24 protein-coding genes are annotated in these 25635 nt (G+C 64.5%); 16 read left to right on the top strand and 8 right to left on the bottom strand.

Annotated elements, in window-relative coordinates; genetic code table 11:
• Positions 1–82: 82 nt before the first annotated feature.
• From QU595_RS01670 to QU595_RS01635, 8 genes are read left to right on the top strand one after another with little or no spacing between them, the layout of a single operon-like run.
• Positions 83–1936 carry an extracellular solute-binding protein gene (locus QU595_RS01670; protein WP_315920648.1) on the top strand — a complete coding sequence of 618 codons (1854 nt, stop codon included), beginning with the start codon at positions 83–85 and terminating at the stop codon, positions 1934–1936.
• Positions 1936–3804: an extracellular solute-binding protein gene (locus QU595_RS01665; RefSeq protein ID WP_315918534.1), complete on the top strand. Its 1869-nt coding sequence runs from the start codon at positions 1936–1938 to the stop codon at positions 3802–3804. The genes QU595_RS01670 and QU595_RS01665 overlap by 1 nt, the downstream gene beginning before the upstream one ends.
• A gap of 24 nt (positions 3805–3828) precedes the next feature.
• Positions 3829–4935, top strand: coding sequence for a microcin C ABC transporter permease YejB (locus tag QU595_RS01660; RefSeq protein ID WP_315918533.1), 1107 nt, complete (start codon positions 3829–3831; stop codon positions 4933–4935).
• Positions 4935–6089, top strand: coding sequence for an ABC transporter permease (locus QU595_RS01655; protein ID WP_315918531.1), 1155 nt, complete (start codon positions 4935–4937; stop codon positions 6087–6089). The genes QU595_RS01660 and QU595_RS01655 overlap by 1 nt, the downstream gene beginning before the upstream one ends.
• A gap of 49 nt (positions 6090–6138) precedes the next feature.
• Positions 6139–6387 carry a type II toxin-antitoxin system VapB family antitoxin gene (locus QU595_RS01650; RefSeq protein WP_315918530.1) on the top strand — a complete coding sequence of 83 codons (249 nt, stop codon included), beginning with the start codon at positions 6139–6141 and terminating at the stop codon, positions 6385–6387.
• The gene (locus tag QU595_RS01645; RefSeq protein WP_315918528.1) at positions 6384–6776 is read left to right on the top strand and encodes a type II toxin-antitoxin system VapC family toxin; all 393 of its coding nucleotides are present in this window, start codon (positions 6384–6386) and stop codon (positions 6774–6776) included. The genes QU595_RS01650 and QU595_RS01645 overlap by 4 nt, the downstream gene beginning before the upstream one ends.
• On the top strand, positions 6773–8401 hold the full coding sequence (locus QU595_RS01640; protein ID WP_315918527.1) for an ABC transporter ATP-binding protein: 1629 nt from the start codon (positions 6773–6775) through the stop codon (positions 8399–8401). The genes QU595_RS01645 and QU595_RS01640 overlap by 4 nt, the downstream gene beginning before the upstream one ends.
• A gap of 34 nt (positions 8402–8435) precedes the next feature.
• Complete coding sequence (locus tag QU595_RS01635; RefSeq protein WP_315918526.1) at positions 8436–9377, top strand: glyoxylate/hydroxypyruvate reductase A; 942 nt, start codon at positions 8436–8438, stop codon at positions 9375–9377.
• A gap of 24 nt (positions 9378–9401) precedes the next feature.
• On the opposite strand, the gene QU595_RS01630 is transcribed toward QU595_RS01635, so the two are convergent.
• Positions 9402–9749 (bottom strand): hypothetical protein, encoded by a 348-nt coding sequence (locus QU595_RS01630; protein WP_315918525.1) that lies wholly within the window; start codon positions 9747–9749, stop codon positions 9402–9404.
• A 231-nt stretch (positions 9750–9980) separates the two neighbouring features.
• On the opposite strand from QU595_RS01630, the gene rpe reads away from it, so the two are divergent.
• A complete protein-coding gene (gene rpe, locus QU595_RS01625) occupies positions 9981–10655 on the top strand; it encodes a ribulose-phosphate 3-epimerase (RefSeq protein WP_315918524.1) in 675 nt (224 codons plus the stop codon).
• Between the two features lie 6 nt (positions 10656–10661).
• On the opposite strand, the gene nagA is transcribed toward rpe, so the two are convergent.
• From nagA to QU595_RS01605, 4 genes are read right to left on the bottom strand one after another with little or no spacing between them, the layout of a single operon-like run.
• Positions 10662–11822: an N-acetylglucosamine-6-phosphate deacetylase gene (gene nagA / locus QU595_RS01620; protein WP_315918523.1), complete on the bottom strand. Its 1161-nt coding sequence runs from the start codon at positions 11820–11822 to the stop codon at positions 10662–10664.
• Positions 11819–12844: an SIS domain-containing protein gene (locus tag QU595_RS01615; protein WP_315918522.1), complete on the bottom strand. Its 1026-nt coding sequence runs from the start codon at positions 12842–12844 to the stop codon at positions 11819–11821. The genes nagA and QU595_RS01615 overlap by 4 nt, the downstream gene beginning before the upstream one ends.
• The gene (locus QU595_RS01610; RefSeq protein ID WP_315918521.1) at positions 12841–13629 is read right to left on the bottom strand and encodes a GntR family transcriptional regulator; all 789 of its coding nucleotides are present in this window, start codon (positions 13627–13629) and stop codon (positions 12841–12843) included. Before QU595_RS01610 ends, QU595_RS01615 begins: the two co-directional genes overlap by 4 nt.
• Positions 13626–14507, bottom strand: coding sequence for an N-acetylglucosamine kinase (locus QU595_RS01605; RefSeq protein WP_315918519.1), 882 nt, complete (start codon positions 14505–14507; stop codon positions 13626–13628). Before QU595_RS01605 ends, QU595_RS01610 begins: the two co-directional genes overlap by 4 nt.
• Before the next feature lie 464 nt (positions 14508–14971).
• On the opposite strand from QU595_RS01605, the gene QU595_RS01600 reads away from it, so the two are divergent.
• The 5 genes from QU595_RS01600 to QU595_RS01580 all read left to right on the top strand — a co-directional run bounded on the left by QU595_RS01600 (position 14972) and on the right by QU595_RS01580 (position 20469).
• Positions 14972–16231, top strand: coding sequence for an ABC transporter substrate-binding protein (locus tag QU595_RS01600; protein ID WP_315918518.1), 1260 nt, complete (start codon positions 14972–14974; stop codon positions 16229–16231).
• Positions 16232–16445: 214 nt separating this feature from the next.
• Positions 16446–17375 (top strand): sugar ABC transporter permease, encoded by a 930-nt coding sequence (locus QU595_RS01595; RefSeq protein ID WP_315918516.1) that lies wholly within the window; start codon positions 16446–16448, stop codon positions 17373–17375.
• 11 nt (positions 17376–17386) lie between these two features.
• Positions 17387–18226: a carbohydrate ABC transporter permease gene (locus QU595_RS01590; protein ID WP_315918515.1), complete on the top strand. Its 840-nt coding sequence runs from the start codon at positions 17387–17389 to the stop codon at positions 18224–18226.
• Positions 18223–19284: a Gfo/Idh/MocA family oxidoreductase gene (locus QU595_RS01585; protein WP_315918514.1), complete on the top strand. Its 1062-nt coding sequence runs from the start codon at positions 18223–18225 to the stop codon at positions 19282–19284. The genes QU595_RS01590 and QU595_RS01585 overlap by 4 nt, the downstream gene beginning before the upstream one ends.
• Positions 19285–19470: 186 nt before the next feature.
• Complete coding sequence (locus tag QU595_RS01580; protein ID WP_315918513.1) at positions 19471–20469, top strand: ABC transporter ATP-binding protein; 999 nt, start codon at positions 19471–19473, stop codon at positions 20467–20469.
• Between the two features lie 21 nt (positions 20470–20490).
• Here the strand turns inward: QU595_RS01580 and QU595_RS01575 are convergent, their stop codons facing one another.
• On the bottom strand, positions 20491–20781 hold the full coding sequence (locus tag QU595_RS01575; protein WP_315918511.1) for a WYL domain-containing protein: 291 nt from the start codon (positions 20779–20781) through the stop codon (positions 20491–20493).
• Between the two features lie 91 nt (positions 20782–20872).
• Complete coding sequence (locus QU595_RS01570; protein ID WP_315918509.1) at positions 20873–21694, bottom strand: ferredoxin--NADP reductase; 822 nt, start codon at positions 21692–21694, stop codon at positions 20873–20875.
• 391 nt (positions 21695–22085) lie between these two features.
• Between QU595_RS01570 and pncA the strand changes: the two genes are divergently transcribed.
• Both pncA and QU595_RS01560 read left to right on the top strand, forming a co-directional pair.
• Positions 22086–22688, top strand: a complete 603-nt coding sequence (pncA, locus tag QU595_RS01565; protein ID WP_315918508.1) for a bifunctional nicotinamidase/pyrazinamidase — start codon at positions 22086–22088, stop codon at positions 22686–22688.
• A gap of 208 nt (positions 22689–22896) precedes the next feature.
• The gene (locus QU595_RS01560; RefSeq protein ID WP_410000489.1) at positions 22897–24222 is read left to right on the top strand and encodes a sodium:proton antiporter; all 1326 of its coding nucleotides are present in this window, start codon (positions 22897–22899) and stop codon (positions 24220–24222) included.
• A 4-nt stretch (positions 24223–24226) separates the two neighbouring features.
• On the opposite strand, the gene pncB is transcribed toward QU595_RS01560, so the two are convergent.
• Positions 24227–25528 carry a nicotinate phosphoribosyltransferase gene (pncB, locus tag QU595_RS01555; protein WP_315918505.1) on the bottom strand — a complete coding sequence of 434 codons (1302 nt, stop codon included), beginning with the start codon at positions 25526–25528 and terminating at the stop codon, positions 24227–24229.
• Between the last annotated feature and the right edge of the window lie 107 nt (positions 25529–25635).

Genomic DNA, 25635 nt, shown 5'->3' with positions numbered 1-25635 from the left:
ATGGGTTAGATTGCGGGCGAAACGGCAGGACGAAGGACGGCGAATGCGATTTTATCGGGCGGGAGCGGGTTCCAGGTTCCTGATGGCGGCTTTGGTCGCGGGCAGCCTGGCCGGTGCCCTGGCGCCGGCTAACGCGGAGGAATGGCGCACCACCTCGTCCCTGCTGGGCGATTCCAAATATGGCGAAAACTTCCAGCGCTACGACTACGTCAATCCCGACGCCCCGAAAGGCGGTACGCTGAACTCGACGGTGCAAGGCACCTTCGACAGCTTCAATCCCTATATCGTCCAGGGTTCGCCGGCGGCAGGCTTCTCGCAGTTCGGCGGCGGGCTGCTCTACGACACGCTGATGGAGCAGGCGACCGACGAGGGCAGCGTCTACCACCCGCTCGTCGCCGAGGCCTACAAATATCCGGACGACTATTCCTCGGTGACCTACCGGCTCAATCCGAACGCGAAATGGCATGACGGCAAGCCCATCACCGTGGAAGACGTGGTGTGGTCCTTCAACATGCTGAAGGCCAACAGCCCGATGTACAACCGCTATTTCGAAAACGTGACCGAAGCGGTGGCGACCTCCGAGCGCGAGGTGGAGTTCCGTTTCAACCAGAAGGGCAACCGCGAACTGCCCAAGATTCTGGGCGATCTCGTGGTGCTGCCCAAGCACTGGTGGGAAGGCACGGACAAGAACGGCAAGAAGCGCGACATCGCCCGGCCCACGCTGGAGCCGCCGCTCGGCTCCGCGGCCTACAAGATCAAGAGCTTCAAGCCGGGCGCCGAGATCATCTGGGAGCGGGTGCCGGACTATTGGGGCGCCAAGCTGCCGGTGAAGATCGGCCGCGAGAATTTCGACGCCCGTCGCTACACCTATTTCCTCGACGAGAGCGCGTCCTGGCTCGCCTTCATCAAGGGCGGCTTCGAGGACATAAACAGCGAGAACAGCGCCCGCCGCTGGATGACCGTCTACAATTTCCCCGCACTGAAGGCCGGCGACGTCATCAAGAAGGAATTCAAGGCAAATTCCCGTGCGGCGATGCAGGGCTTCGTGATGAACACGCGCCGGCCGCTGTTCCAGGACAGGCGCGTGCGCGAGGCGCTCAGCTATGCCTTCGACTTCGACACGATCAACCGCACCCAGTCCTTCGGGCTCAACACCCGCATCACCAGCTATTTCATGGGCAGCGACCTTGCCTCCAGCGGACTGCCGCGAGGCGAGGAATTGAAAATCCTCGACCAGTACAAGGACCAGCTGCCGCCCGAACTGTTCACCCAGGAATTCAGGCTGCCCGTCTATGATACGCCGCAGGCCGAGCGGAAGAACCTCAAGGCGGCGGTCGACCTCTTCGCCCAGGCCGGCTGGGTGATCAAGAACGGCAAGATGGTCAACGCCAAGACCGGCCAGCCCTTCGCCTTCGAGATCCTCGACCACCGGCAGGGCGCCGAGCCGACGATCAACCCCTATATCGCCAATCTGCGCAAGATCGGCGTCAACGCCACGCTGCGCCTGATCGACGACACGCAATATATCAACCGGGTCAACAATTTCGACTTCGACGTGATCACCGCCGTCCTGCCGCAGTCCGACTCCCCCGGCAACGAGCAGCGCGACTACTGGAGTTCGAAGGCCGCCGGCACGGCCGGTTCGCGCAACTATTCCGGCATCAGGAGCCCGGTCGTGGACGCGATGGTCGATCGCGTCATCTTCGCCAAGGACCGCAACGACCTGATCGCGGCGACCCATGCGCTCGACCGGGTGCTGTTGTGGAACTATTATGTGGTGCCGCAGTTCACCCGGCCCGACGTCTGGCTGGCCTATTGGAACAAGTTCGGCCTGCCCGACAAACAGCCGACCTATCTGGGGCCGGACGTCGAATCCTGGTGGGTCGACCTGGACAAGGAAAAAGCCCTGGCCGCCAAGTACAAGAGCGCCGACTGATGCGCGGACTGCCTCGCCGCGACTTCCTCGCTCTGGGCGCTGCCACCTGCGCGGTTGCGCTGGTGCCGGGCGCCGCCTTCGCCGCCAGCCCCACCGGCACCAGGCTGCACGGGCTTTCGGTGTTCGGAGACCTGAAATATCCGCCCGATTTCAAACAGTTCGATTATGTGAACGCGGACGCGCCGAAGGGCGGCAGCTTCAACTTCCCGCCGCCGAACTGGGCCTACAACCAGAGCCCTTTCACTTTCAACACGCTGAATTCCTTCACGCTGAGGGGCGATGCGCCGCCGCGCATGGAGCTGTGCTTCGACGCGCTGATGACACGCGCGGCGGACGAGCCGGACGCCATCTATGGGCTGCTGGCCGAAAGCGTGACCATTTCGGCGGACCGCAACAGCTACGACTTCGCGCTGAGGCCGCAGGCGCGCTGGCACGACGGCACGCCCATCACGGCGGAGGATGTGGCCTTCTCGCTCATGCTCTACAAGGACAAGGGCCATCCCGATCTGCTGTTGCCGCTACGCGAACTGACCGGGGCCAAGGCGCTCGACGCGCGCGCCGTGCGGCTCACCTTTTCCGGGAAGCAATCTTCGCAGACGCTGCTGACGGTCGCCACCATGCCGGTCGTGTCCAAGGCGTACTACACGGCCAATGATTTCGAGGCCGGACGCATGACGCCGCCGCTCGGCTCCGGCCCCTACAAGGTCGGTCGCGTCTCGGCGGGGCAATTCATCGAATATGAACGCGTGGCCGACTATTGGGGCAAGGACCTGCCCGTCAATCGCGGACAGTACAATTTCGACCGCATCCGCATAGACTTCTACCAGGAGCGGCAGGCGGCCTTCGAAGCGTTCAAGAAGGGCGATACGCATTACCGCGAGGAATTCACCGCCCGCGTCTGGGTCAACGACTATGATTTCCCCGCGCTCAAACAGGGCAAGGTGGTCAAGCGCGAATTCCCCGGCGAGAAATGGCCGTCCATGCAGGCCGTCGCGCTCAACCTCAGGCGTGCGCAGTTCCAGGACGTGCGGGTGCGGCGCGCGATCGGCATGTGCTTCGACTTCGAATGGACGAAACGCACGTTGTTTGCCGGATCCTACGACCGCTCGCAGTCGAATTTCGAGAGATCCGAATTCCGCGCCGACGGCATGCCCTCGCCGCAGGAACTGGCGCTACTGGAACCGTTCCGTTCGGAACTGCCGCCCGAGACCTTCGGCGAGGCGGTGAAGCAGCCGGTTTCCGATGGCTCCGGCCGCGACCGCAAGCTGCTCGGCGCAGCCGTCAAGCTGCTCACCGAGGCAGGCTGGAAACGCAGCGGCGACTTCGCCGTCAACGCCAAGGGCGAACGGCTGAAGGCCGAAATACTGTGCAACGAAGACGGGCTGGCGCGCATTTTCCTGCCCTGGGTGGACAACATGAAGGCCGTCGGCATCGATGCGTCCGTACGCATGGTCGATTCCGCCCAATACCAGGCTCGCCAGAACGGATTCGACTTCGACCTCATCATGGCCGCGATCTCGGTCGGCGCGACGCCGACCTTCGACGGGCTGGAAACGATCTATCATTCGCGCGCCGCCGACCGGCAGGGCACGCGCAACTATCCGGGCACCAAAAGCCCGGCTGTCGACGCGCTGGTCGAGGCCGCCGGCAAGGCGCAAAGCCGCGAGGAACTGGTGACGGCCCTTCGCGCGCTCGACCGGGTCTTGCGCGCGCGGCTCGACTGGATTCCAACATACTATCTGGCGAATCACCGGGTCGCCTATTGGGACATGTTCGGCTTCAAGGAGCCGAAGCCCGATTACGGTTTCCCGGTCGAGACGTTGTGGTGGTTCGACAAGGACAAGGCGGCGAAGATTGGCAAAGCCTGACAATCCGGTTGGAACAGGGGTCTGATGGGCGCCTATATCCTTCGCCGCATCCTTCTGATGATCCCGACCCTGCTCGGCATCATGGCGATCTCCTTCGTCGTGGTGCAGTTCGCGCCGGGCGGACCGGTCGAGCAGGTCATCGCCCGGCTGACGAACCAGGGCGGCGATTCCTCCGACCGGCTCGGCGGCGGGGGCGGCGGCGACACGATGGGCGGCGCCGGATTCGATGCCGCCAGCGACATCAACTCAAAATATCGCGGCGCGCAGGGGCTTGATCCCGAATTCATCGCCAAGCTGGAAAAGCAGTTCGGCTTCGACAAGCCGCCGCTCGAACGCTTCGGCCTGATGCTGTGGAACTATGCCCGTTTCGACTTCGGCGACAGCTATTTCCGCGACATCTCGGTGATCGACCTGATCCTGGAGAAGATGCCGGTGTCGATCTCGATCGGGCTGTGGATCACGCTGCTCTCCTACCTGATCTCGATCCCGCTCGGCATCCGCAAGGCGGTGAAGGACGGCTCGACATTCGACACCTGGACCAGCGCCATCGTCATCGTCGGCTACGCCATTCCCGGCTTCCTGTTCGCCATCCTTTTGATGATCCTGTTCGCCGGCGGATCGTTCTGGGACTGGTTCCCGCTGCGCGGGCTGACGTCCGACAACTGGTCGCAACTTTCCTGGCCAGAGCGCATCCTCGACTATTTCTGGCACATCACCCTGCCGCTCACGGCCATGGTGCTGTCGGCCTTCGCCACCACGACGCTGCTGACCAAGAACTCCTTCCTGGAGGAAATCCGCAAGCAATATGTGGTGACGGCCCGCGCCAAGGGTCTCAGCGAACATCGCGTGCTTTACGGCCACGTCTTCCGCAACGCCATGCTGATCGTGATCGCCGGCTTTCCAGGCGCTTTCATCTCGGCCTTCTTCACCGGCTCGCTGCTGATCGAGAACATCTTCTCGCTCGACGGGCTCGGCCTTCTCGGCTTCAAATCGGTGGTCGACCGCGACTATCCCGTCGTCTTCGCCAACCTCTACATCTTCTCGCTGATCGGCCTGTTCATCAGCCTGATCTCCGACCTCATGTACACCTGGATCGATCCGCGCATCGACTTCGAGCGGAGGGATGTCTGATGTCGGACATCCAGTTGAAGGCAGCGGTCGAAACGCAGATCGAGGAGCGCAGGCCTCGGCCGCGGCTTTCGCCGCTGAACCAGCGCCGCTGGGCCAATTTCAAGGCAAACCGGCGCGGCTACTGGTCGCTGTGGATCTTCCTCGTGCTGTTCGTGCTGTCGCTGTTTTCGGAATTCATCGCCAACGACAAGCCGATCCTCGCCTCCTACAAGGGCGAGATCCTGTTCCCCGTCCTCGTGGCCTATCCGGAGGAAAAGTTCGGTGGCTTCTATGCCGTGACCGACTACCGCGACCCGGTGATCCGCGACGAGATCAACGCCCATGGCTGGATGATCTGGCCGCCGATCCGCTATTCCTATCGTACCGTCAACAACGCCGTGCCGGAGGCGGCCCCGGCGAAACCCTCCTGGGAATACGACGCACGGAAGCGCTGCGCGCAATATCCGCAAGGTTCGAACGATCCCGACTGCATCGTCGGCAACTGGAACTGGCTGGGCACCGACGACCAGGCGCGCGATGTGCTGGCGCGCGTCATCTACGGTTTCCGCATCTCGGTGCTGTTCGGGCTCATCCTCACCATCGGCTCGGCCCTCATCGGCGTGTCGGCCGGCGCCATCCAGGGTTATTTCGGCGGCTGGGTGGACCTTCTGTTCCAGCGCTTCATCGAGATCTGGTCGGCCATCCCCGTACTCTATCTGCTGCTGATCGTGGCAGCGGTGCTGCCGCCCGGCTTCTTCATCCTGCTCGGCCTTATGCTGCTGTTTTCCTGGGTCGCCTTCGTCGGCGTGGTGCGGGCGGAATTCCTGCGCGCGCGCAACTTCGAATATGTCAACGCCGCCCGCGCGCTCGGCGTGCCCAACCGCACCATCATCTTCCGGCATCTCCTGCCCAACGCCATGGTGGCGACGCTGACCTTCCTGCCCTTCATCCTCAACGGCTCGATCTCGACGCTGACCTCGCTCGACTTCCTCGGCTTCGGCCTGCCGCCCGGCTCGGCTTCGCTCGGCGAATTGCTGAAACAGGGCCAGCGCAATCTCAACGCGCCATGGCTCGGCATCACCGGCTTCGTCACGCTCTCCGTCATGCTGTCGCTGCTGATCTTCGTCGGCGAGGCCACGCGCGACGCCTTCGATCCGAGGAAGACGTTCCGGTGATGGTCGCGATATGGTATAAAGCAGCAGACTTTCTACCGTGGAAGCTGCAATGGGCATGAACATCAAGAACTCCACCGTGGAGCGCCTGGCACGCGAATTGGCGAAAGAGACGGGCGAGACGATCACTTCTGCCATTCAACATGCGCTGGAAATGCGTCTGGAGAGGATTCGCAAGGACCGCGACATCGAGCGCCGGAAACGTGACCTCGAAGAATTTCTGGCGAAGCTTCCGCCCCCGCCGCCGGGCCTCACCAGCGATCATTCCGACCTCTACGACGAATGGGGACTGCCCAAATGATCGTGGATGCCTCGGTGATACTGTCGATCCTGTTCGAGGAGCCGGATCGAAGGCGCTACAGCGACACTCTCATGAACTACACGGGCGACGCGGTCATATCGCCCGTCAACTATCTGGAGCTAGCCTTGAAGCTGGATCGCGGGAATACGCCCGAGCTTTCGGCCGCCATCGATCCGCTGCTCGACAAACTCGGCATACGTCTCGTTTCTGTAGAGCCCGAACAGGCCCGCCTCGCCCGTGAAGCCTACCAGACTTTTGGCAAAGGCAACCACAAGGCCAAGCTCAACCTCGGCGATTGCTTCGCCTATGCGCTCGCCAAGGCACGCGGCGAGCCACTGCTGTTCAAAGGCGACGATTTCCGGCACACCGACGTCGAGGCTGCCGTTTGACCTCTCCCCTGCTTTCCGTCCGTGATCTTTCCGTCGCCTTCGCGCAGGGCGGTTCGACGTCGCTCGCGGTCGACCACATCTCCTTCGACATCGCCAAGGGCGAGACTGTCGCGCTGGTGGGCGAATCCGGCTCGGGCAAGTCGGTGTCGGCGCTGTCGGTGCTGAAGCTTTTGCCCTACCCGACCGCCAGCCATCCCTCCGGACAAATCCTGTTCGACGGGAAGGACCTCATGGCCCTCGGCGAAAGGGAACTGCGCAGCGTGCGCGGCAACAAGATCACCATGATCTTCCAGGAGCCGATGACCTCGCTCAATCCGCTGCACACGATCGAGCGGCAGATCGGCGAAATCCTGTCCCTGCATCAGGGGATGGGCGAGAAGCAGGCGCGCACGCGAACGCTGCAACTGCTCAACGAGGTCGGCATCCGCGAGCCGGAAAAGCGGCTTTCGGCCTATCCGCACCAGCTTTCGGGCGGCCAGCGCCAGCGCGTCATGATCGCCATGGCGCTTGCCAACGAACCGGAACTGCTGATCGCCGACGAGCCGACCACCGCGCTCGACGTCACCGTGCAGGCGCAGATCCTGGAGCTTCTGGCCAGGCTCAAGGAAAAGAACGGCATGTCGATGCTGTTCATCACCCACGATCTCGGCATCGTGCGCAAGATCGCTGACCGGGTCTGCGTGATGACCAAGGGCAAGATCGTCGAGACCGGCCCGACCGCGGACATCTTCGCCAATCCGCAGCACGCCTATACCAGGCACCTGCTCGCGGCCGAGCCGAAGGGCAAGCCGCCCGTGGCCGACCCGGAGGCAAAGCCGGTGATGCGCGGCGAGGACATCAAGGTCTGGTTCCCGATCAAGCAGGGCTTCTTCCGCCGCGTGGTCGACCACGTGAAGGCCGTGGACGGCATCGACGTCACCGTACGCGCCGGCCAGACGCTGGGCGTGGTGGGCGAATCCGGCTCCGGCAAGACCACGCTGGGTCTGGCGCTCGCCCGCATGATTTCCTCGACGGGGCGGATCAAGTTCGAGGGACAGGACATCAACAAGCTGTCCTTCAACGAGATGCGGCCGCTGCGCAGCGACCTGCAGATCGTGTTCCAGGATCCGTTCGGCTCACTCAGCCCACGCATGTCCATCGCCGAGATCATCGAGGAAGGGCTGAAGATCCACGAACCGAAACTCGACGCGGACGCGCGTGACCGGCGCGTGGTGGACGTGCTCAACGAAGTGGGGCTCGATCCGGCCACCCGCTTCCGCTACCCGCACGAATTTTCCGGCGGCCAGCGCCAGCGCGTGGCGATCGCCCGCGCCATGGTGCTGAAGCCCCGCTTCGTCATGCTGGACGAACCGACCTCGGCGCTGGACATGAGCGTGCAGGCGCAGGTGGTGGACCTGCTGCGCGACCTCCAGGCCAAGCACGATCTGGCCTATCTGTTCATCAGCCACGATCTCAAGGTCATCCGCGCGCTCTCCAACGACGTCATCGTCATGCGCAACGGCAAGGTGGTCGAGGCCGGGCCGTCCCGGCAGATTTTTGAAAACCCGCAAACCGATTATACTCGGGCCCTGATCTCGGCCGCCTTCCGCATCGAGACGGCACCGGCCGGCGTGGTCAGCGACTGATTTGGATTTGGAGATTTTCCGGAAAATGCCTGACATGGACAAGGGTCGCGTCCTGCTTGCCGTCACCGGCTTCCACCCGCAACGATGGCACGAACTTCTTTCGACTGAGCGCGAGGTCGTCACCGAACCGGACGGTCCCGCGGACCCGTCCATCGCCTACGCCGTGGTGTGGAAGCAGCGGCCGAACCTTCTGTCCAGGCTGCCCAATCTCAAGGTGATCTTTTCCATCGGCGCTGGCGTCGATCATATCTTCGCCGACCAGACCATTCCGGACGTTCCGATCGTGCGCGTGGTGGCCGACAATCTCAGCCGGCACATGACCGAATACATAGTCTGGCGGGTACTCGACCATCATCGTCAGGGGCTGCTCTTCCGCGGCCAGCAGGCCAAGAAAGTGTGGCGCGAGCCCACGCAGCGGACGGCGGAAGACGTTTCGGTCGGCATCATGGGCCTCGGCAATCTCGGCCGCGCCGCCGCATCGGCCTTGCATGCGCTGGGCTTTCGCCTGAACGGCTGGTCGCGGCGGGAGCAAAAGATGGAGGGTGTCACCACCTTCCACGGCGAGGCGGGCCTGATCCCCTTCCTCAACGCCACGGACATCCTCGTGGTGCTGCTGCCGCTGACGCCGGCAACGCGCGGCATCGTCAACCACAGCCTGCTGAAACACCTTCGCAAACGCAATGCGCTCGGCGGCTCGGTACTGATCAATGCCGGGCGCGGTCGGCTGCAAAAGGATGCCGACATCCTGCGCGCGCTGGACGACGGCACGCTGAAGGAGGCGAGCCTCGACGTGTTCGAGGTCGAGCCCTTGCCCAAGACCAGCCCACTCTGGGGCCATCCGAAAGTGTTCGTCACCCCGCACGCGGCGGCGACCTCGGATCCCAACCATCTGGTGCCGATCATGCTGCGCCAGATGAACGCCTTCGAACGCGGCGAGAAACTGGAAAACGTCGTGGACCGCGAAGCCGGTTATTAGACGAGCTTCGGATGCGCCATCGCCTTACGCCGATGGCTTCTTCGGCGCGCCGGCGCATTGGCGGCGCATGAGCGAGCGGTTCATGGCGTCGATCTCGCCGGCAGCCTTCTGCTTGTCGCGTTCGGCAGCGGACCGGATGTCGGGAACGACAGTGCCGAAACCGGCGGGGACGTTGGAGAAGGCCGGCTTGGCCTCCTGCGGCAGGCCGTAACGCTGCGCCAGCGCGTTACGCTGCGAGAGCAGCGGGCCGCACGCCATCTTGTCGTATTGCAGGGACGACTGCACGTCGCTGTCTTCGGCGGAAGCCAGCGAATTGGCGCCGCAGCCGCCAAGAGCAAGCAGGCAAAGCAGAAGCGCGGCACGATCGAGCATCAAGTGTCCTCCAAATCCGACCCACTCTGCGGCCAGTGCTTTCAATCAGTCAAAAAAATCCGGCTTTGTCGAGATGGGCGGCGCAACGAATGCCGTGCAACATGCGCGGAGAACGGCTTTTTGTTGTCGACAAGCAATGCCGCTGCGACTAAAGCGCGTCGCGAGCAGACGGATTCAAACGACGCGCTTCAAGTTCTTGTCCCAGGCATGTCGTTAGGAGCGCATACGGATATGACCAAGACCCTGATCGCGCCATCGGTGCTGGCGTCGGATTTCTCGAAACTCGGCGATGAGGTTGAGGCGGTGGCGGCAGCCGGCGCCGACTGGATCCATCTCGACGTGATGGACGGCCATTTCGTGCCGAACATCACCTTCGGCGCGCCGGTCATCAAGGCGATCCGCGGCCGCACGACCAAGTTCTTCGACTGCCACCTGATGATCGCGCCGGCGGACCCCTATCTGGAGGCGTTCGCGGAAGCCGGTTGCGACGGGTTGACCGTCCATGCCGAAGCGGGCCCGCATCTCGACCGCTCGCTGCAGACGATCCGCAACCTCGGCCTGAAGGCAGGCGTGTCGCTCAACCCGGCCACGCCCGAGAGCGCCATCGAATATGTGCTCGACCGGCTCGACCTCGTTCTCATCATGACGGTCAATCCCGGCTTCGGCGGACAGGCCTTCATACCGGCCATCGTCGACAAGGTGCGGCGCGTGAAGGCGATGATCGGCAACCGGCCGATCCGCATCGAGATCGACGGCGGCGTTTCGCCCGAAACCGCGCCGCTCGTCACGGCAGCCGGCGCGGACGTGCTGGTGGCGGGCGCGGCCGTGTTCAAGGGCGGCAGCGTCGAGGCGTATCGCAACAATATCGAAGCGATTCGTTCCGCCGCCGACGCGGCTCGGAAATAGCCGGCTTTAGCCGCCGAAAACCTGCCGGGCGCCGATCCAGACGCCCCTGACGTCCAGATTATCCGACAGCGAGACCATGTCGGCGGCCATGCCCTTGGCGAAGCGGCCGAGCCTTTGCCCCTGCCCCACCGCCTCGGCCGGATAGGCGGAGGCCATGCGCAGCGCCTCTTCCAGTTCGACACCGATGACCCGGTGGATGAAGCGCACGGCCGAGATCATGTCGAGATCGGCTCCGGCCAGCGTGCCGTCGGCCAGCCGCAGGCTGCCGTCCTTGCGGTAGATGGTGCGGCCGTTCAGCGCGAAGGAGGCCATGTCCGTGCCGATGGTGGCCATGGCGTCGGTGACGAGGAAGACATGCCCCGGGCCCTTCTTGGCGCGCAGGGCAGCGCCCATGGTCGCCGGATGGACATGAATGCCGTCCGCGATCAGCCCGGCAGAAAAAGCGCCGCCATCGATGGCCGCGCCGGCAAGCCCCGGCTCGCGATTGCCGAGCTGGCTCATGGCGTTGAACAGATGCGTGGCCATCGACGCGCCGGCGCCGGCGTAACCCGTCGCAACCTCATAGGACGTGTCGGAGTGGCCGAGACTGACGACGACGCCGGCCTTCGCCAGCGCCTCGACCCGCGCGGCATCGACCGATTCCGGCGCGATCGTGGTGAGCAGCACCGGCATCTTCTTGCGCGCCGCGATCAGCGCGGCCTGATCGGCGTCGGTCATGGGACGGATCAGCTTCGGGTCATGCGCGCCCTTGCGGGCCAGCGACAGGTGCGGGCCTTCCAGATGCAGGCCGAGGAAGCCCGGCACCTTGGCGGCCGCCGCCTGCTCGCCGGCCGCGATGGCGGCCCTGGTGATCTCGGGCGTGTCGGTGATCAGCGTCGGCAGCAGCGCGGTGGTGCCGAAAGGCGCGTGCGCTGCGCAGATGGTGCGGATCGAGTCCAGATCGGGATGGTCGTTGAGCATCACCCCGCCGCCTCCATTGACCTGCAGGTCGACGAAACCGGGCACCAGCATGCCGCCGCCGAGATCGACGGCCTGCACGCCGCCACCGATGTCGGCACGCGCGACGATGGCCTCCACAAGCCCGTCGGCGACAACCAGCGCCGCACCGTCATGCCAATGGCCGCCGTCGAAGATGCGGGCGCCGGTGAGCGCAAGCCTCGTACTCATACCGTCTCCGTCACCTTGCGCAGATTGGGCGGCGCGTCGGGGTCCAGCCCGCGCCGGCGCGCAAAAGCTTCCACGAAGGCATAGAAGGACACGATCAGCGTCAGCGGGTCGGTCAGCGGATGGCGGGTCGCGACATGCGGCAGCTTGCGCGCCGCCCTGGACAGCGCCGAAGTGACGAAGGCGGTCGCGCCCTTGGCCGCGAGGCTGTCGGCGGCCTCGGCGAGCGAGGCCTCCGCCGCATCGCGCGCGGCCAGCGCCAGCACGGGGAAGGTCGGCCCGACCATCGCCATCGGCCCGTGCATGACCTCCGCCCCGCTATAGGCCTCGGCGTGGTAGGCGCAGGTTTCCTTGAACTTCAGCGCCGCCTCCGAGGCGATGGCCAGCGACGGCCCGCGCCCGAGGATGAACAGGGAAGTATGGCCTTCCAGCGCACTCGCCAGTTCCATCCAGTCGCAATGCACCGCCTCGCGGAACTTTTCCGGCAGGCCCCGCAGCGCCGCAAGCAGGGCCTCGTCGCCAGTGCAATGCGCCATCAGCGCCAGCCCCGCAACGGCCGAATTGACGAAGGTCTTGGTGGCGGCAACGCTGCGCTCCGGCCCCGCCAGGATGTCGATGGCGTAGTCCGACGCGGCCGCCAACGGAGAATCGGCGGTATTGGTCAAGGCCACGGTGAGCGCGCGGCGGGCGCGGGCGCTCTCGACCATGGCCAGAATGTCCGGGCTCTTGCCCGACTGCGAGATCGCCAGGCAGGCGGAGCCTTCCAGCCGCAGCTTCGCGCCATAGATGGAGGCCACGGAAGGGCCGACGGACGCGACCGCCAGCCCGGCGGTCAGCTCCACCGCATATTTCATGAAGGTGGCGGCATGGTCGGAGGAGCCGCGCGCCACCGTCACCACGAAATGCGGATCGCGGGCGCTGATGCCGCGCCCCGCTTCCGTCAGCGCCGGGCCCGAACGCTCGAGCAGGCGCGCCGCCGCCTCGGGAATCTCCTCGATCTCGCGGCGCATATGCGTCTTCGTCATCCGCGACCTCCACCATCTCCATCGGCCTCGCCGAGCCGCAGTTCCGCCACGAAATCATAGGCATCGCCGCGATAGACCGAGCGGGTGAACTCCACCACCTTGCCGCTGGCCAGATAGGAAATGCGTTCGATGCGCAGGCTGGCCGAGCCCGAGGCCACTTCCAGCAGCCCGGCGTCAGTCTCACCCAGATTTATGGCCGAGATACGCTGCACCGCCCGAACGGGACGATTTCCGGTCTTTTCCAGCGCGCTGTAGAGCGAGGGACCGACCGTTTCGGGGTCCGGCAGGAGTCGCGCCGACAGCGAGGCGCGCTCGATGGCAAGCGGCGTATCGTTGGCGATGCGCAGGCGTTCCACCCGCGCCACCTGTTCGCCCGAGCCGAGGCCGAGCACCATGATCTCTTCCGGCGAAGGCGCATAAAGGCCGCGCTCCAGCCATCGCGACTGCACCGCCATGCCGCGCCGGGCCATGTCCTCGGTGAAGGAGGTGAGCAGCGAAAGCGACTGTTCCACGCGCTCCGGGCGCGGGGCCACGAAGGTGCCCGAACCGTGGCGCTGGACGAGCACGCCGCCCTTGACCAGGTCCTGCACGGCCTTGCGCACGGTGACGCGCGAGATGTCGGCGCGAGAGGCGATGTCGCGCTCGGAAGGCAGCGCGTCGCCCGGCCCGATCAGGCCGCTGCGCACGGCGTCCTCGATGCTGCGGCGAAGCTGGAGATAGAGCGGCGCGCCGCCTTGCGCCGATTGCTTCAGCCGCCCGAAGATATGGTCGGCGACGTCGGTCACAGCGCCGCCTCCGGCCCGGCGGCGAACACGCGCGCGGCCATGCGCACGGCGCCGCCCAGCGCGTCGTCCAGCGGGGCCTTGAGCAGGTCGCGGTAGCGGGGCGACAGGCGCGGCGCGTAAAGCGGCGCCAGGCCGCCGAGCAGGCAGAGCGTGTCGCCTTCATGCAGGCCGAGCACGGCAAGGGACGCCTCGACGTCGGCCACCGCCTTGGCGACGATCCAGACGGCCACCTCGTCGCCCTTTTCGGCGGCATCGAACACTTTCGGCGCGAAGCCGCCGAAGTCCCCCGGCTTGGCGTTGGTGGTGAATTCCACCACGTCCTGCGGGTCGTTGCGGAACACGCAAAGCATCTCGCGCGTCAGCGGCGAAGCCGCGCGGATGCCGTCATAGGCGAGCAGGGTCTGCTCGAGCAGGTCGCGGCCGATGCGCGCGCCGCTGCCTTGGTCGCCGACCTGGAACCCCCAGCCGCCGATCGCGCGCGAGACGCCGTCCCGGCGCACCATATAGGCCGTGCCGGTGCCGAGGATGGCGATCGCGCCGTCATTCGGCCCGACCGCGCCCTCCAGCGCGATCTCGGCATCGGTTTCGACGCGGCTTTCGACGAAAGGCAGGATCGCCGCCAATTGCTGGCTGTAGGTGCCGACATTGGCCCCGGCCAAACCGAGGACGGCGGGCGTGCGCGGAATGAGATCGGGGTCCTGCCCGGCTGCCAGGAACGCCTGGCGCGCGGCATCCACGATATTCGTGCGAGCGCCGGTGAGGTCGGTGCGGATATTGGCCGCGCCGCTCTTGGCGCGACTGAGCACAACGCCGTCCGGCGTTGCCAGGGCGGCGCGACAACTGGTTCCGCCGCCGTCGATGCCGAGCACGAATTGCACGCAAGGTCCTCCTCGCGAAGATAATACCAATAAAATACCAATAGCCAAGCGCTTAATTTTTCTTGCGGAAAAGTTAAGCGCAATTTGTTGAAATTATGCGTGAATTTGCCCCCGGCAGACCGGAGCGCCGCAAACTTCTTAATGCCGGTGGACAAGTGGTATTTTTTTGGTATTGTCACTGGAGTGGAGGAAACAGGATGGCGCTATCGCGCATCAGGGCGCAGTGCTGCGACGCAGGAAAGCCGGCCGACCGGCGGCTTCGTGCCGTTCCCCATTCATTGCCGAAATCGCAAAACCTCGCGCGGGATCCCGTGCGCAACCCTCACCTGCCGCCCCTGCGCGGCCGGAACGATTGCGCGCGGCCGATTGCAGCGGACGCTTTGCGCCAGCCGAAGGGAACAGGGGGCTGAACACCTCCGATCTCGTCAAATCCAATAATGACAAGGTCAACAGGGAGACTGAGCATGAAACTGAAACTGCTGACGGCGCTTCTGCTGGGTTCCAGCATCCTCGGCGCGGCAGGCGCCGCGCAGGCGCAGGACGTGACGCTGAACGTCGAGAGCTGGCGCAACGACGATCTGAGCATCTGGCAGGAAAAGCTGATCCCCGCCTTCGAGGCGAAGAATCCGGGCATCAAGGTCACCTTCTCTCCTTCCGCCCCGACCGAGTACGACGCCGCGCTGGGCGCCAAGCTGCAGGCCGGCTCCGCGGGCGACCTCATCACCTGCCGCCCGTTCGACAAGTCGCTGGAGCTCTACAACAAGGGCAACCTCACCGACCTGACCACGCTTCCCGGCATGGAGAACTTCTCGCCGGTCGCCAAGGCGGCGTGGACCACAGATGACGGCAAGGCCACCTTCTGCGTGCCGATGGCCTCGGTCATCCATGGCTTCATCTACAACAAGGAAGCCTTCGACAAGCTCGGCATCAAGGTGCCGGAGACCCGCGACGAGTTCTTCGCCGCGCTCGACAAGATCAAGGCGGACGGCACCTACACCCCGATGGCCATGGGCACCAAGGACCTGTGGGAGGCCGCGACCATGGGCTACCAGAACATCGGCCCGAATTACTGGAAGGGCGAGGAAGGCCGCCTGGCGCTGATCAAGGGCGAGCAGAAGCTGACCGATCCGGACTGGGTGGCGCCGTTCAAGGAACTGGCCAAGTGGAAGCCCTATCTCGGCGACGGCTTCGAGGCGCAGACCTACCCCGACAGCCAGAACCTGTTCACGCTCGGCCGCGCCGCCATCTATCCGGCTGGCTCGTGGGAGATCTCGGTGTTCAACAGCCAGGCGCAGTTCAAGATGGGCGCCTTCCCGCCGCCGGTCGAGAAGGCGGGCGACACCTGCTACATCTCCGACCACAACGACATCGGCATCGGCCTCAACGCCAAGAGCAAGAATCCGGACGCAGCCAAGAAATTCCTGTCCTGGGTGGCCTCGCCGGAATTCGCCGAGATCTACGCCAACGCGCTGCCGGGCTTCTTCAGCCTGAACTCCAAGCCGGTCGACATGAAGGACCCGCTGGCGCAGGAATTCGTGTCCTGGCGCGGCAAATGCAAGTCGACCATCCGCTCGACCTACCAGATCCTGTCGCGCGGCACGCCGAACCTCGAGAACGAGACCTGGGTCGAATCGGCCAACGTCATCAACGGCACCGATACGCCGGAGCAGGCGGCCGAGAAGCTGCAGAAAGGCCTGGACGGCTGGTACAAGCCGGCGAAGTAAGGCTCTTCCTCGCGCCCTCCCCCTTGGCGGGGAGGGCGACGGAGAAGGCCAGGGCTGAGGAACGAGGAAGGTCTGAGCCGACCTTCATCCGTCCTCCCGCACCATAGCCAACCTACACTTCATCGCGTTTGCTTTCCGGCCTTCCTCATAAGAGGATGCGAACGGGATCGGCGCGCCGCATCCCGACAAGGGCGAGCGGACGGGAACCGCGTTCATGGCCACAGAAGCAGCACCGAAAAGACCTTTCCGCTGGCACATCGGCGTGTTCCTGGCGCCGGCGGTGATCGTCTACACGGCGGTCATGATCCTGCCGCTGTTCGGTACGCTGCAACTTTCGCTGTTTCGCAGCGTGGAGAACGCGCAGACTTTCGTCGGGCTAGGCAATTTCCGCATCCTGTTCGGCGATCCGAACTGGTCGGCCGGCTTCTGGAACGCGCTGCGCAACAACATCTGGTTCTTCATCATCCACATGCTGGTGCAGAACCCGATCGGCATCCTGCTGGCGGCGCTGCTTTCCAGCCCGCGCCTGCGCTTCGCCGCCTTCTACCGCACCGCCATCTTCGTGCCGACGGTGTTGTCCTTTGTGATCGTCGGCTTTACCTGGAAGCTGATCCTGTCGCCGCTGTGGGGCGTGGCGCCCAACCTGCTCGACCTGATCGGCCTGAAAAGCCTGTTCACGCCATGGCTCGGCAAGGAAGCCTATGCGCTCACCGCGCTCAGCCTGGTTTCGGTGTGGCAGTTCGTCGGCATACCGATGATGCTGATCTACGCCGCGCTGCTCTCCATCCCCGACGAGGTGATCGAGGCGGCCGAATGCGACGGCGTCACCGGCATGGCGCAGTTCTGGAAGATCAAGCTGCCGCTAATCCTGCCCGCCATCGGCATCATCTCGATCCTCACCTTCGTCGGCAATTTCAACGCCTTCGACCTGATCTACACCGCGCAGGGCGCGCTGGCGGGGCCGAACTACTCCACCGACATCCTCGGCACCTTCCTCTACCGCGCCTTCTTCGGTTTCCAGTTGCAGGTGGGCGATCCGAACATGGGCGCGACCATCGCCACCATGATGTTCCTCATCATCCTGGCGGGCGTGTGCGCCTATCTGTTCCTGATCCAGACGCGGCTGCGCCGGTATCAGTTCTGAGGAGTGCCGAGATGAGCCGCGCCACCAATTCCCTGCCCCGCACCATCGGCGCTCACGCGGTACTGATCGTCTACACGATCATCGCACTGGCCCCGGTGATCCTGGTCATCATCAACTCCTTCAAGTCGCGGCAGGCGATCTTCCGCGAGCCGTTGATGCCGCCGACCGGAAGCACCTTCGACCTGATCGGCTACGAGACCGTGATGAAGCAGGGCGATTTCCTGCTCTATTTCCAGAACAGCCTGATCGTCACCGTCGCCTCGCTGTTCTTCGTGCTTTTGTTCGGGGCGATGGCGGCCTTCGCGCTCGCCGAATACCGCTTCCGCGGCAACACGCTGATGGGCCTCTACCTGGCGCTCGGCATCATGATCCCGATACGCCTCGGCACCGTGGCCATCCTGCAATTGATGGTGGCCTCCGGGCTGGTCAACACGCTGACGGCGCTGATCCTGGTCTATACCGCGCAGGGACTGCCGCTGGCCATCTTCATCCTGGCCGAATTCATGAAGGGCGTGTCCGACGATTTGAAGAATGCCGGCCGCATCGACGGGCTTTCGGAATACCGCATCTTCTTCCGGCTGGTGCTGCCGCTGGTGCGGCCGGCCATGGCGACGGTCGCGGTGTTCACGATGATCCCGATCTGGAACGACCTGTGGTTTCCGCTGATTCTCGCGCCTTCGGAATCCACCAAGACGGTAACGCTCGGCGCGCAGCTCTTCCTCGGCCAGTACGTCACCAACTGGAACGCCGTGCTGGCGGCGCTGTCGCTGGCGATCCTGCCGGTGCTCATCCTCTACGTCATCTTCTCGCGGCAACTGATCCGCGGCATCACCTCGGGAGCCGTCAAGTGAACTCGCAAAAACCACTGCGCGTCGTCGTCGCAGGCCTCGGCAATATGGGCCGCAGCCATGCGCTCGCCTATGCGAAGAATCCCGGCTTCGAGATCGCGGCGCTGGTCAACCGCTCCGACGTGGCGCTGCCCGCCGAGCTTGCCGGCCATGAGATCCACCGCTCCTTCGAGGAGGTGCTGGCATCGGAGAAGCCCGACGTCGCGGCCATCGCCACCTATTCCGACAGCCATGCGGACTATGCCGTGCGCGCGCTGGAGGCGGGCTGCCACGTCTTCGTGGAAAAGCCGCTGGCGACCACGGTGGCGGACGCCTGCCGCGTGGTCGATGCGGCCAGGGCCAACGGCAAGAAACTGGTGATCGGCTACATCCTGCGCCACCACCCTTCCTGGGTGCGGCTGATCGCCGAAGCGCGCAAGCTCGGCGGTCCCTACGTGTTCCGCATGAACCTCAACCAGCAGTCTTCCGGCCATAGCTGGGAAACGCACAAGCAGCTCATGCAGACGACCTCGCCGATCGTCGATTGCGGCGTGCACTATCTCGACGTGATGTGCCAGATCACAGACGCGAAGCCGGTGGAGGTGCGCGGCATGGGCGTCAGGCTCTCCGACGAGGTGGCGCCCACCATGTACAATTACGGTCATTTGCAGGTGCTGTTCGCGGACGGCTCGGTGGGCTGGTACGAGGCCGGCTGGGGGCCGATGATCTCGGAGACCGCCTTCTTCGTGAAGGACGTGATGTCGCCGAGGGGCTGCGTCTCCATCGTCATGGCCGAGGGCGCGAAGTCGGACGACATCGACACGCACACCAGGACCTCGACCATCCGCCTGCATTCGGCAGCCACAGGTCCCGACGGCAAATTCGTCAAGCCGGACGAGCTGCTGTCCATGCAGGGCGAGCCCGGCCATCAGGAACTATGCGACCTCGAGCAGGCGTTTCTGCTGCGCGCCATCCGCGAGGACATCGACCTGACGCGCCACATGGACGACGCAGTGAAGTCGCTGGCCGTATGCCTCGCCGCCGACGAAAGCGTGCGGACCGGAAAGGCGGTGCGGCTGTGAGGAGCGCCGCGCTATACCCTCCCCTTTGTGGGGAGGGTCGGCTGGCAAGCGGAGCGCAGCATAGTTTGCGAGACGGGGTGGAGGTCATGAAACCGGCGGAAAGGAAGCGTGTGGCGATACATCGTACCCCCACCCGGCTCACTTCGTTCGCCACCCTCCTCACAAGTGGGAGGGTAGGAGGCTGAGATGGGCTCGCTGAACATCGAAAACGTGAAGAAATCCTTCGGCCCCGTGGAAGTGCTGAAGGGCATTGACCTCGAGGTCTCGGACGGCGAGTTCGTCGTCTTCGTCGGCCCGTCCGGCTGCGGCAAGTCCACACTGCTGCGCGTGATCGCGGGGCTGGAGGACCCGAGCTCCGGCGCGGTCAGGATCGACGGCGCCAACGTCACCGCCATGCCGCCGGCCAAGCGCGGCATCGCCATGGTGTTCCAGACCTACGCGCTTTATCCGCATCTTTCCGTGCGCGACAACATGGCGCTCGGCCTGAAGCAGGCGGGCGAGCCGGCGGCAGAGATCGACAAGCGCATCGCCGCAGCCTCTGCCATGCTGTCGCTGGAGCCCTATCTGAAGCGTCGCCCGGCCGAACTGTCCGGCGGCCAGCGCCAGCGCGTCGCCATCGGCCGCGCGGTGGTGCGCGAGCCGAAGCTGTTCCTGTTCGACGAGCCGCTGTCCAACCTGGACGCGGCGCTGCGCGTCAACACCCGCCTCGAGATCGCGCAACTGCACCGCCGGCTCAAGGCGACGATGATCTATGTCACCCACGACCAGGTCGAGGCGATGACGCTGGCCGACAAGATCGTGGTGCTGAATGCCGGCCGCATCGAACAGGTCGGCGGCCCGATGGAACTCTACAATTCGCCGGCAAACGAATTCGTCGCCGGTTTCATCGGCTCGCCCAAGATGAACTTCATCGACGGCGCGCGGCTCGGCGAAAGCGTCAAGAGCGTCGGCGTGCGGCCGGAGCACATCTCGGTCGACAGGCAGAAGGGCGACTGGAAGGGCACGGTGGTGCATGCCGAACATCTGGGCGCCGACACCAACCTCTATCTCGACTGCGAGAAGGCGGGGCTGATCACCGTGCGTATCTTCGGCATCTACGACGCCGAGCCCGGCGCTGTGCTCTATGCCACGCCGCAGCCCGATCGCATCTACCGCTTCGACCGGGACGGCAAGGCGGTGAAATAGACGCCGAGCAAACGCCCCGCCTCAGGCGACCTGGCACAGGATGCGCGCAAACAGCCGGTCGCGCGGATTGTAGTCGGGGTGGTTGCGGAAGAAGCGATGCTCGGTCACGGCAAGCGCCGAGATCTCGTCCACGACATAGCTGCGGAAGCCGGTGCCCGAACCGCCGGCAAACTGCACGCCCGACAGGGTCGGCACGCCCTTGGCGTCGAGCCCCAATATGTAGGGCGCGACCGTTCTTTCATCACCCTTGTAGGTGAAGGATAAAAGATGGCGCGAGCGGATCGCGCGGCAGATGGCGTCGGCGGTCGTCACATTCACCTCGGCGTTACACCGAGGAAAACATATGGCGCGATGGCGCTGCCGCCAGTGGCGGCTTGCGCGCCGTCCGAGATGTCGGCAGGAATCAGCCGACGAAGGCGCGCTCGACGACGAAGGAGGCGGGGCTGGCCAGCGAGCCCTCGACGAAACCGAGGCTTTCCACCAGTTCCTTGACGTCCTTCAGCATGTGCATGGAGCCGCAGATCATCACGCGGTCGGTTTCGGGATCGAGAGGCGCGATGCCGAGGTCGGAATAGAACTTGCCCGAGCCGATCAGCGCGGTGATGCGGCCCATGCGGGGCGACTCCTCGCGCGTGGTCGAATTGTAGAGCGTGACGCGGCCGGCGGCGAACTCGCCGATCAGCGGGTCTTCGGTGAGCGACGCGACCAGTTCCTGGCCGTAGGCCAGCTCGGCCACGTCGCGGCAGGTGTGGGTGATGAACACCTCGTCGAACTTCTCGTAGGTGTCGGGATCGCGCAGCAGGCTGGCGAAAGGCGCAATGCCAGTGCCGGTCGAGATCATGAACAGGCGCCTGGCCGGCGTCAGCGCGTCAAGCACCAGCGTGCCGGTCGCCTTCTGGCGCATCAGGATGGTGTCGCCCGGCTGGATCTTCTGCAAATGCTGGGTCAGCGGACCGTCCGGCACCTTGATGGAGAAGAACTCCAGTTCGTCGTCCCAGGCGGGGCTGGCGACGGAATAGGCGCGGAACACCGGCTTTTCGGCATTGGGCAGGCCGATCATGACGAACTCGCCCGAGCGGAAGCGCAGCGTTTGCGGCCGCGTGACGCGGAAGGAAAACAGCCGGTCCGTGTAGTGCTTCACCGACACGACGGTCTCGGCATAGACGTTGGCCGGGATCGGGAACGTCTGCTGTGCGACCGTAGTCTGTGCGGAGGCGATATTCATCAAGCCTATCCTGTCCTGCTGCGGCCGGTGCCGCCAACGCTCCAGATATGGGGCTTCCGGATATGGGTTGGAACCGGCCGTTTCACGAAATCTTGCGCACGGGACAAGCCTTTGTGCGCCGCACAACTTTTAGTATGGCGATGAACGCAGCGTCAAGATTATGCCGGGGAACGGCTTTCCAAACTGATCCAGATCAACAGGTCGCGGTTTTCGGGTTTCCGGCGTGACGCAGAAGATTTCGGCATCCGCGCAAAAACCGGTGCACCATGGAGCCGGAAGCCATAACCATGCCGGCCGGGTTGCGACCCGACAGCGCAAAGGCCCATCGCAGGTTGACGCGGCGCGGCATCTGGTCGAATTTCAGCCCCGGTGAAACGGAAAAGGAAGCTGGATGGCCGAAACAGACGCCCTGATCGTCATAGACCTGCAAAACGACTTCTGCCCCGGTGGGGCATTGGCCGTTACAGGCGGCGACGAGATCGTGCCGCTGGTCAACGACATGATCCGTCATGCAAACCATGTGGTGATGACGCAGGACTGGCATCCGGCCGGACATTCCAGCTTCGCCTCCAGCCATCCGGGCAGCAAGGCGTTCGACCATATGGACATGCCCTATGGGCCGCAAACCTTGTGGCCCGACCATTGCATACAGGGCAGCAAGGGCGCGGAATTCCATTCCGGTATCGCCTGGACTAGGGCCGAACTGATCGTCCGCAAGGGGTTCCGTCCCGCCATCGACAGCTATTCGGCCTTCTTCGAGAACGATCACAAGACACCGACCGGCCTTGCCGGCTATTTGCGCGAGCGCGGCATCGGCAAGCTGACGCTGGCGGGACTGGCGACGGATTTCTGCGTCGCCTATTCGGCGCTGGACGCCGTCGGCCAGGGCTTCAAGGTCACTGTCCGGCTGGACGCCTGCCGCGGCATCGACCTCGGCGGCTCGCTGGACAAGATGCTCGGCCGCATGCGGGCGGCCGGCGTGACGCTCATCTGACAGGCCGGCCCTCCCGGCCGTCCTTCACAGGACAAGTTCGAGATCAAACGATCCGCCGCCCGAAGCAAGGACGGCGGCACTTCGGAAACGGAGATCAAGAGTGGAATTTGCCAAGAAACTGGCTGTCATCGGCGCGGCGCTTTTCGGCCTTCTCCTGGCCGGTCCGGCCTTCGCGGCCGAAGAGGCCCACGGCCTGCCCGGCGCGACGATGTCGCTGTTGTGGGCGCTGCCCTTCGCCGGCCTGCTGCTTTCCATCGCCGCCGGCCCCCTGCTCTTCCATCATTTCTGGGAGAACCACTACGGCAAGATCACCATCGCCTGGGCCGCCCTGCTCGTGATCCCGCTGATGGCCTCGTTCGGCTTCTCGCTGACCTTGGAATCGGTGCTGCACGCGCTGCTGACCGAATACATGTCCTTCATCATCCTGCTGTTTGCCCTGTTCACCATATCGGGCGGCATATTGGTGGCGGGCAACATCCACGGCACGCCTTTGGTCAATGCCGGGCTGCTGCTGATCGGGGCGGCGCTCGCCTCGGTCGTCGGCACGACGGGCGCGTCCATGATCATGATCCGGCCGATGATCCGCGCCAACGACAACCGGCCCTTCAACGCCCATGTCGTGGTGTTCTTCATCTTCCTGGTGTCGAATATCGGCGGCTCGCTGACACCGCTGGGCGACCCGCCGCTGTTCGTCGGCTTCCTGCGCGGCGTGGACTTCTTCTGGACCACGGTGCACATCCTGCCGGACACGCTGTTCGTCGGCGGCGTGGTGCTGGCAGTGTTCCTGGTGCTCGACACGATCCTGCACCAGCGCGAAGGCGGCCTGCCCAAGATCAAGGACCCGACGCCCGATTCCAAGGTGCGCATCCGCGGCCTGCCCAACGTGCCGCTGCTGGCCGGGGTGATCGCCGCGATCCTGATGTCGGCCGTCTGGAAGCCAGGCGTGAGCCTCACCGTTCACGGCGTGGAACTGGAACTGCAAAACCTGATGCGCGACGCGATCATCCTGGTTCTGGCGCTGATCTCGCTGGCCGTCTCGCGCAAGGAATACCGCGCCGCCAACGAGTTCAACTGGGGGCCGATCGCCGAGGTGGCCAAGCTGTTCGCGGGCATCTTCGTGTGCATAGTGCCGGTGGTGGCGATCCTCAGGGCCGGCATGGACGGCGCGCTGGCGCCGCTGGTGTCGCTGGTGTCCACGCCGACCGGCGAGCCCAACGACATGGCCTATTTCTGGCTGACGGGCATATTGTCGTCCTTCCTCGACAACGCGCCGACCTACCTGGTGTTCTTCGAGATGGCCGGCGGCGACCCGCAGCATCTGATGACGGAGTTCGCCTCGACTCTGGCCGCGATCTCGGCGGGCGCGGTGTTCATGGGCGCCAACACCTATATCGGCAACGCGCCGAACTTCATGGTCTATGCCATCGCCCGGCACCAAGGCGTGAAGATGCCGGGCTTCTTCGGCTACATGCTGTGGTCCGGCGCCGTGCTGATCCCGATCTTCGTGGTGTCGAGCCTCATCTTCTTCGAATGAGGCCTCACACCTTCACGAGCTGCTTGACGCGATCCTGCTCGCCGAAAATGCGCAGATAGCGCCTGATCTCGGCAGGATCGCCGGTGGCCTTTTCGGGATTGTCCGACAGCTTGATCGCCGGACGCCCGTCGGCCTCGGTGACCTTGCAGACCAGGGAGATGGCGTTCAGCCCCTCCGTGGGCACCGGCGCGCAGCCTTCGAAATCGTTGGTGAGATTGGTGCCCCAGCCGAAGGACATGCGCACCTTGCCCCGGAAATGCTTGTAGGTGTCGATGATGGTGTCGACCTCCAGACCGTCGGAGAAGATCAGCAGCTTCTTCTTCGGGTCCTTACCCATCTCGCGCCACCAGGCGATGATCTTCTCGCCGCCTTCGATGGGCGGGGCCGAATCGGGGCGGAAGCCGGTCCAGTCGGCCACCCATTCGGGCGCGTCGCGCAGGAAGGCCGAGGTGCCGAACGCATCCGGAAGCACGATGAGCAGATTGCCGCCATAGTAGCGCTGCCAGTCCTGCAAGACCTTGTAAGGCGACTTCTTCACCTCCTCCTCGCTGTCGGCCAGCGCCGCCAGCACCATCGGCAATTCATGCGCGTTGGTGCCCAGCGCCTCGAGGTCCGTATCCATGGCCAGGAGCACGTTCGAGGTGCCGGTGAAGGCGTCGCCGATGCCTTCCTTCAGCGCCTCCACGCACCAGCGCTGCCACAGGAAGGAGTGGCGGCGGCGGGTGCCGAAATCGGAGATCTTGATGCCCGGCAGCTTCTTCAGGAGCTCGGTCTTGTCCCACAGCTTGGCCTTGGCGCGGGCATAGAGCACGTCGAGCGCGAAGGGACCGAAGGCCTTCATGGCCGAACGCGAACGCAGTTCGTTGATGATGGCGAGCGCCGGGATCTCCCAGAGCGTCGTATACATCCACGGCCCGGCGAAGCGCAGTTCATACTGGCCGTCGCGCTTTTCCAGCTCGTATTCGGGCAGGCGGAAATCCTCCAGCCAGGACAGGAACTCCGGCTCGAATATCTGCTTGCGGCCGTAGAAGGTGTTGCCGCCCAGCCAGATCATCTCCTTCTTGGTGAAGCGCAGCGAGCGGGCGTGGTCGAGCTGCTCGCGCAGCTCCCGTTCGTCGATCTCGTCGGCGAGCCGCACCGGCGATCGGTTGATGAGCGAGAAGGTGGCGTCCACGTTCGGATACATGCCCCAGATCATCTGAAGCATCAGCAGCTTGTAGAAATCCGTATCCAGCAGGGAGCGGACGATGGGGTCCAGCTTCCAGGTGTGGTTGTAGACGCGCCGGGCGATGTCGGTTCTTGGCATAGCGTGACCCTTCGCAGCCTTGCTCGTTTCCGCCGTGCCGTCTTAACATCGAAATCGGCGACGCGCTGCCCGCTTCGCATTGCCTGCCGGAAAAAACGCTCGGGCCA

The organism is Mesorhizobium sp. SP-1A, assembly GCF_032460275.1.
GTDB lineage: Bacteria > Pseudomonadota > Alphaproteobacteria > Rhizobiales > Rhizobiaceae > Mesorhizobium.
This window is presented reverse-complemented; position numbering and strand designations above follow the sequence as displayed.

Bases quoted from the DNA above. Each gene is read 5' to 3' on its own strand.
- QU595_RS01670 (WP_315920648.1), top strand. From the start codon at position 83: ATGGCGGCTTTGGTCGCGGGCAGCCTGGCCGGTGCCCTGGCGCCGGCT.
- QU595_RS01665 (WP_315918534.1), top strand. From the start codon at position 1,936: ATGCGCGGACTGCCTCGCCGCGACTTCCTCGCTCTGGGCGCTGCCACC.
- QU595_RS01660 (WP_315918533.1), top strand. From the start codon at position 3,829: ATGGGCGCCTATATCCTTCGCCGCATCCTTCTGATGATCCCGACCCTG.
- QU595_RS01655 (WP_315918531.1), top strand. From the start codon at position 4,935: ATGTCGGACATCCAGTTGAAGGCAGCGGTCGAAACGCAGATCGAGGAG.
- QU595_RS01650 (WP_315918530.1), top strand. From the start codon at position 6,139: ATGGGCATGAACATCAAGAACTCCACCGTGGAGCGCCTGGCACGCGAA.
- QU595_RS01645 (WP_315918528.1), top strand. From the start codon at position 6,384: ATGATCGTGGATGCCTCGGTGATACTGTCGATCCTGTTCGAGGAGCCG.
- QU595_RS01635 (WP_315918526.1), top strand. From the start codon at position 8,436: ATGGACAAGGGTCGCGTCCTGCTTGCCGTCACCGGCTTCCACCCGCAA.
- QU595_RS01630 (WP_315918525.1), bottom strand. From the start codon at position 9,749: ATGCTCGATCGTGCCGCGCTTCTGCTTTGCCTGCTTGCTCTTGGCGGC.
- rpe (WP_315918524.1), top strand. From the start codon at position 9,981: ATGACCAAGACCCTGATCGCGCCATCGGTGCTGGCGTCGGATTTCTCG.
- nagA (WP_315918523.1), bottom strand. From the start codon at position 11,822: ATGAGTACGAGGCTTGCGCTCACCGGCGCCCGCATCTTCGACGGCGGC.
- QU595_RS01615 (WP_315918522.1), bottom strand. From the start codon at position 12,844: ATGACGAAGACGCATATGCGCCGCGAGATCGAGGAGATTCCCGAGGCG.
- QU595_RS01600 (WP_315918518.1), top strand. From the start codon at position 14,972: ATGAAACTGAAACTGCTGACGGCGCTTCTGCTGGGTTCCAGCATCCTC.
- QU595_RS01595 (WP_315918516.1), top strand. From the start codon at position 16,446: ATGGCCACAGAAGCAGCACCGAAAAGACCTTTCCGCTGGCACATCGGC.
- QU595_RS01590 (WP_315918515.1), top strand. From the start codon at position 17,387: ATGAGCCGCGCCACCAATTCCCTGCCCCGCACCATCGGCGCTCACGCG.
- QU595_RS01580 (WP_315918513.1), top strand. From the start codon at position 19,471: ATGGGCTCGCTGAACATCGAAAACGTGAAGAAATCCTTCGGCCCCGTG.
- QU595_RS01570 (WP_315918509.1), bottom strand. From the start codon at position 21,694: ATGAATATCGCCTCCGCACAGACTACGGTCGCACAGCAGACGTTCCCG.
- pncA (WP_315918508.1), top strand. From the start codon at position 22,086: ATGGCCGAAACAGACGCCCTGATCGTCATAGACCTGCAAAACGACTTC.
- QU595_RS01560 (WP_410000489.1), top strand. From the start codon at position 22,897: ATGTCGCTGTTGTGGGCGCTGCCCTTCGCCGGCCTGCTGCTTTCCATC.
- pncB (WP_315918505.1), bottom strand. From the start codon at position 25,528: ATGCCAAGAACCGACATCGCCCGGCGCGTCTACAACCACACCTGGAAG.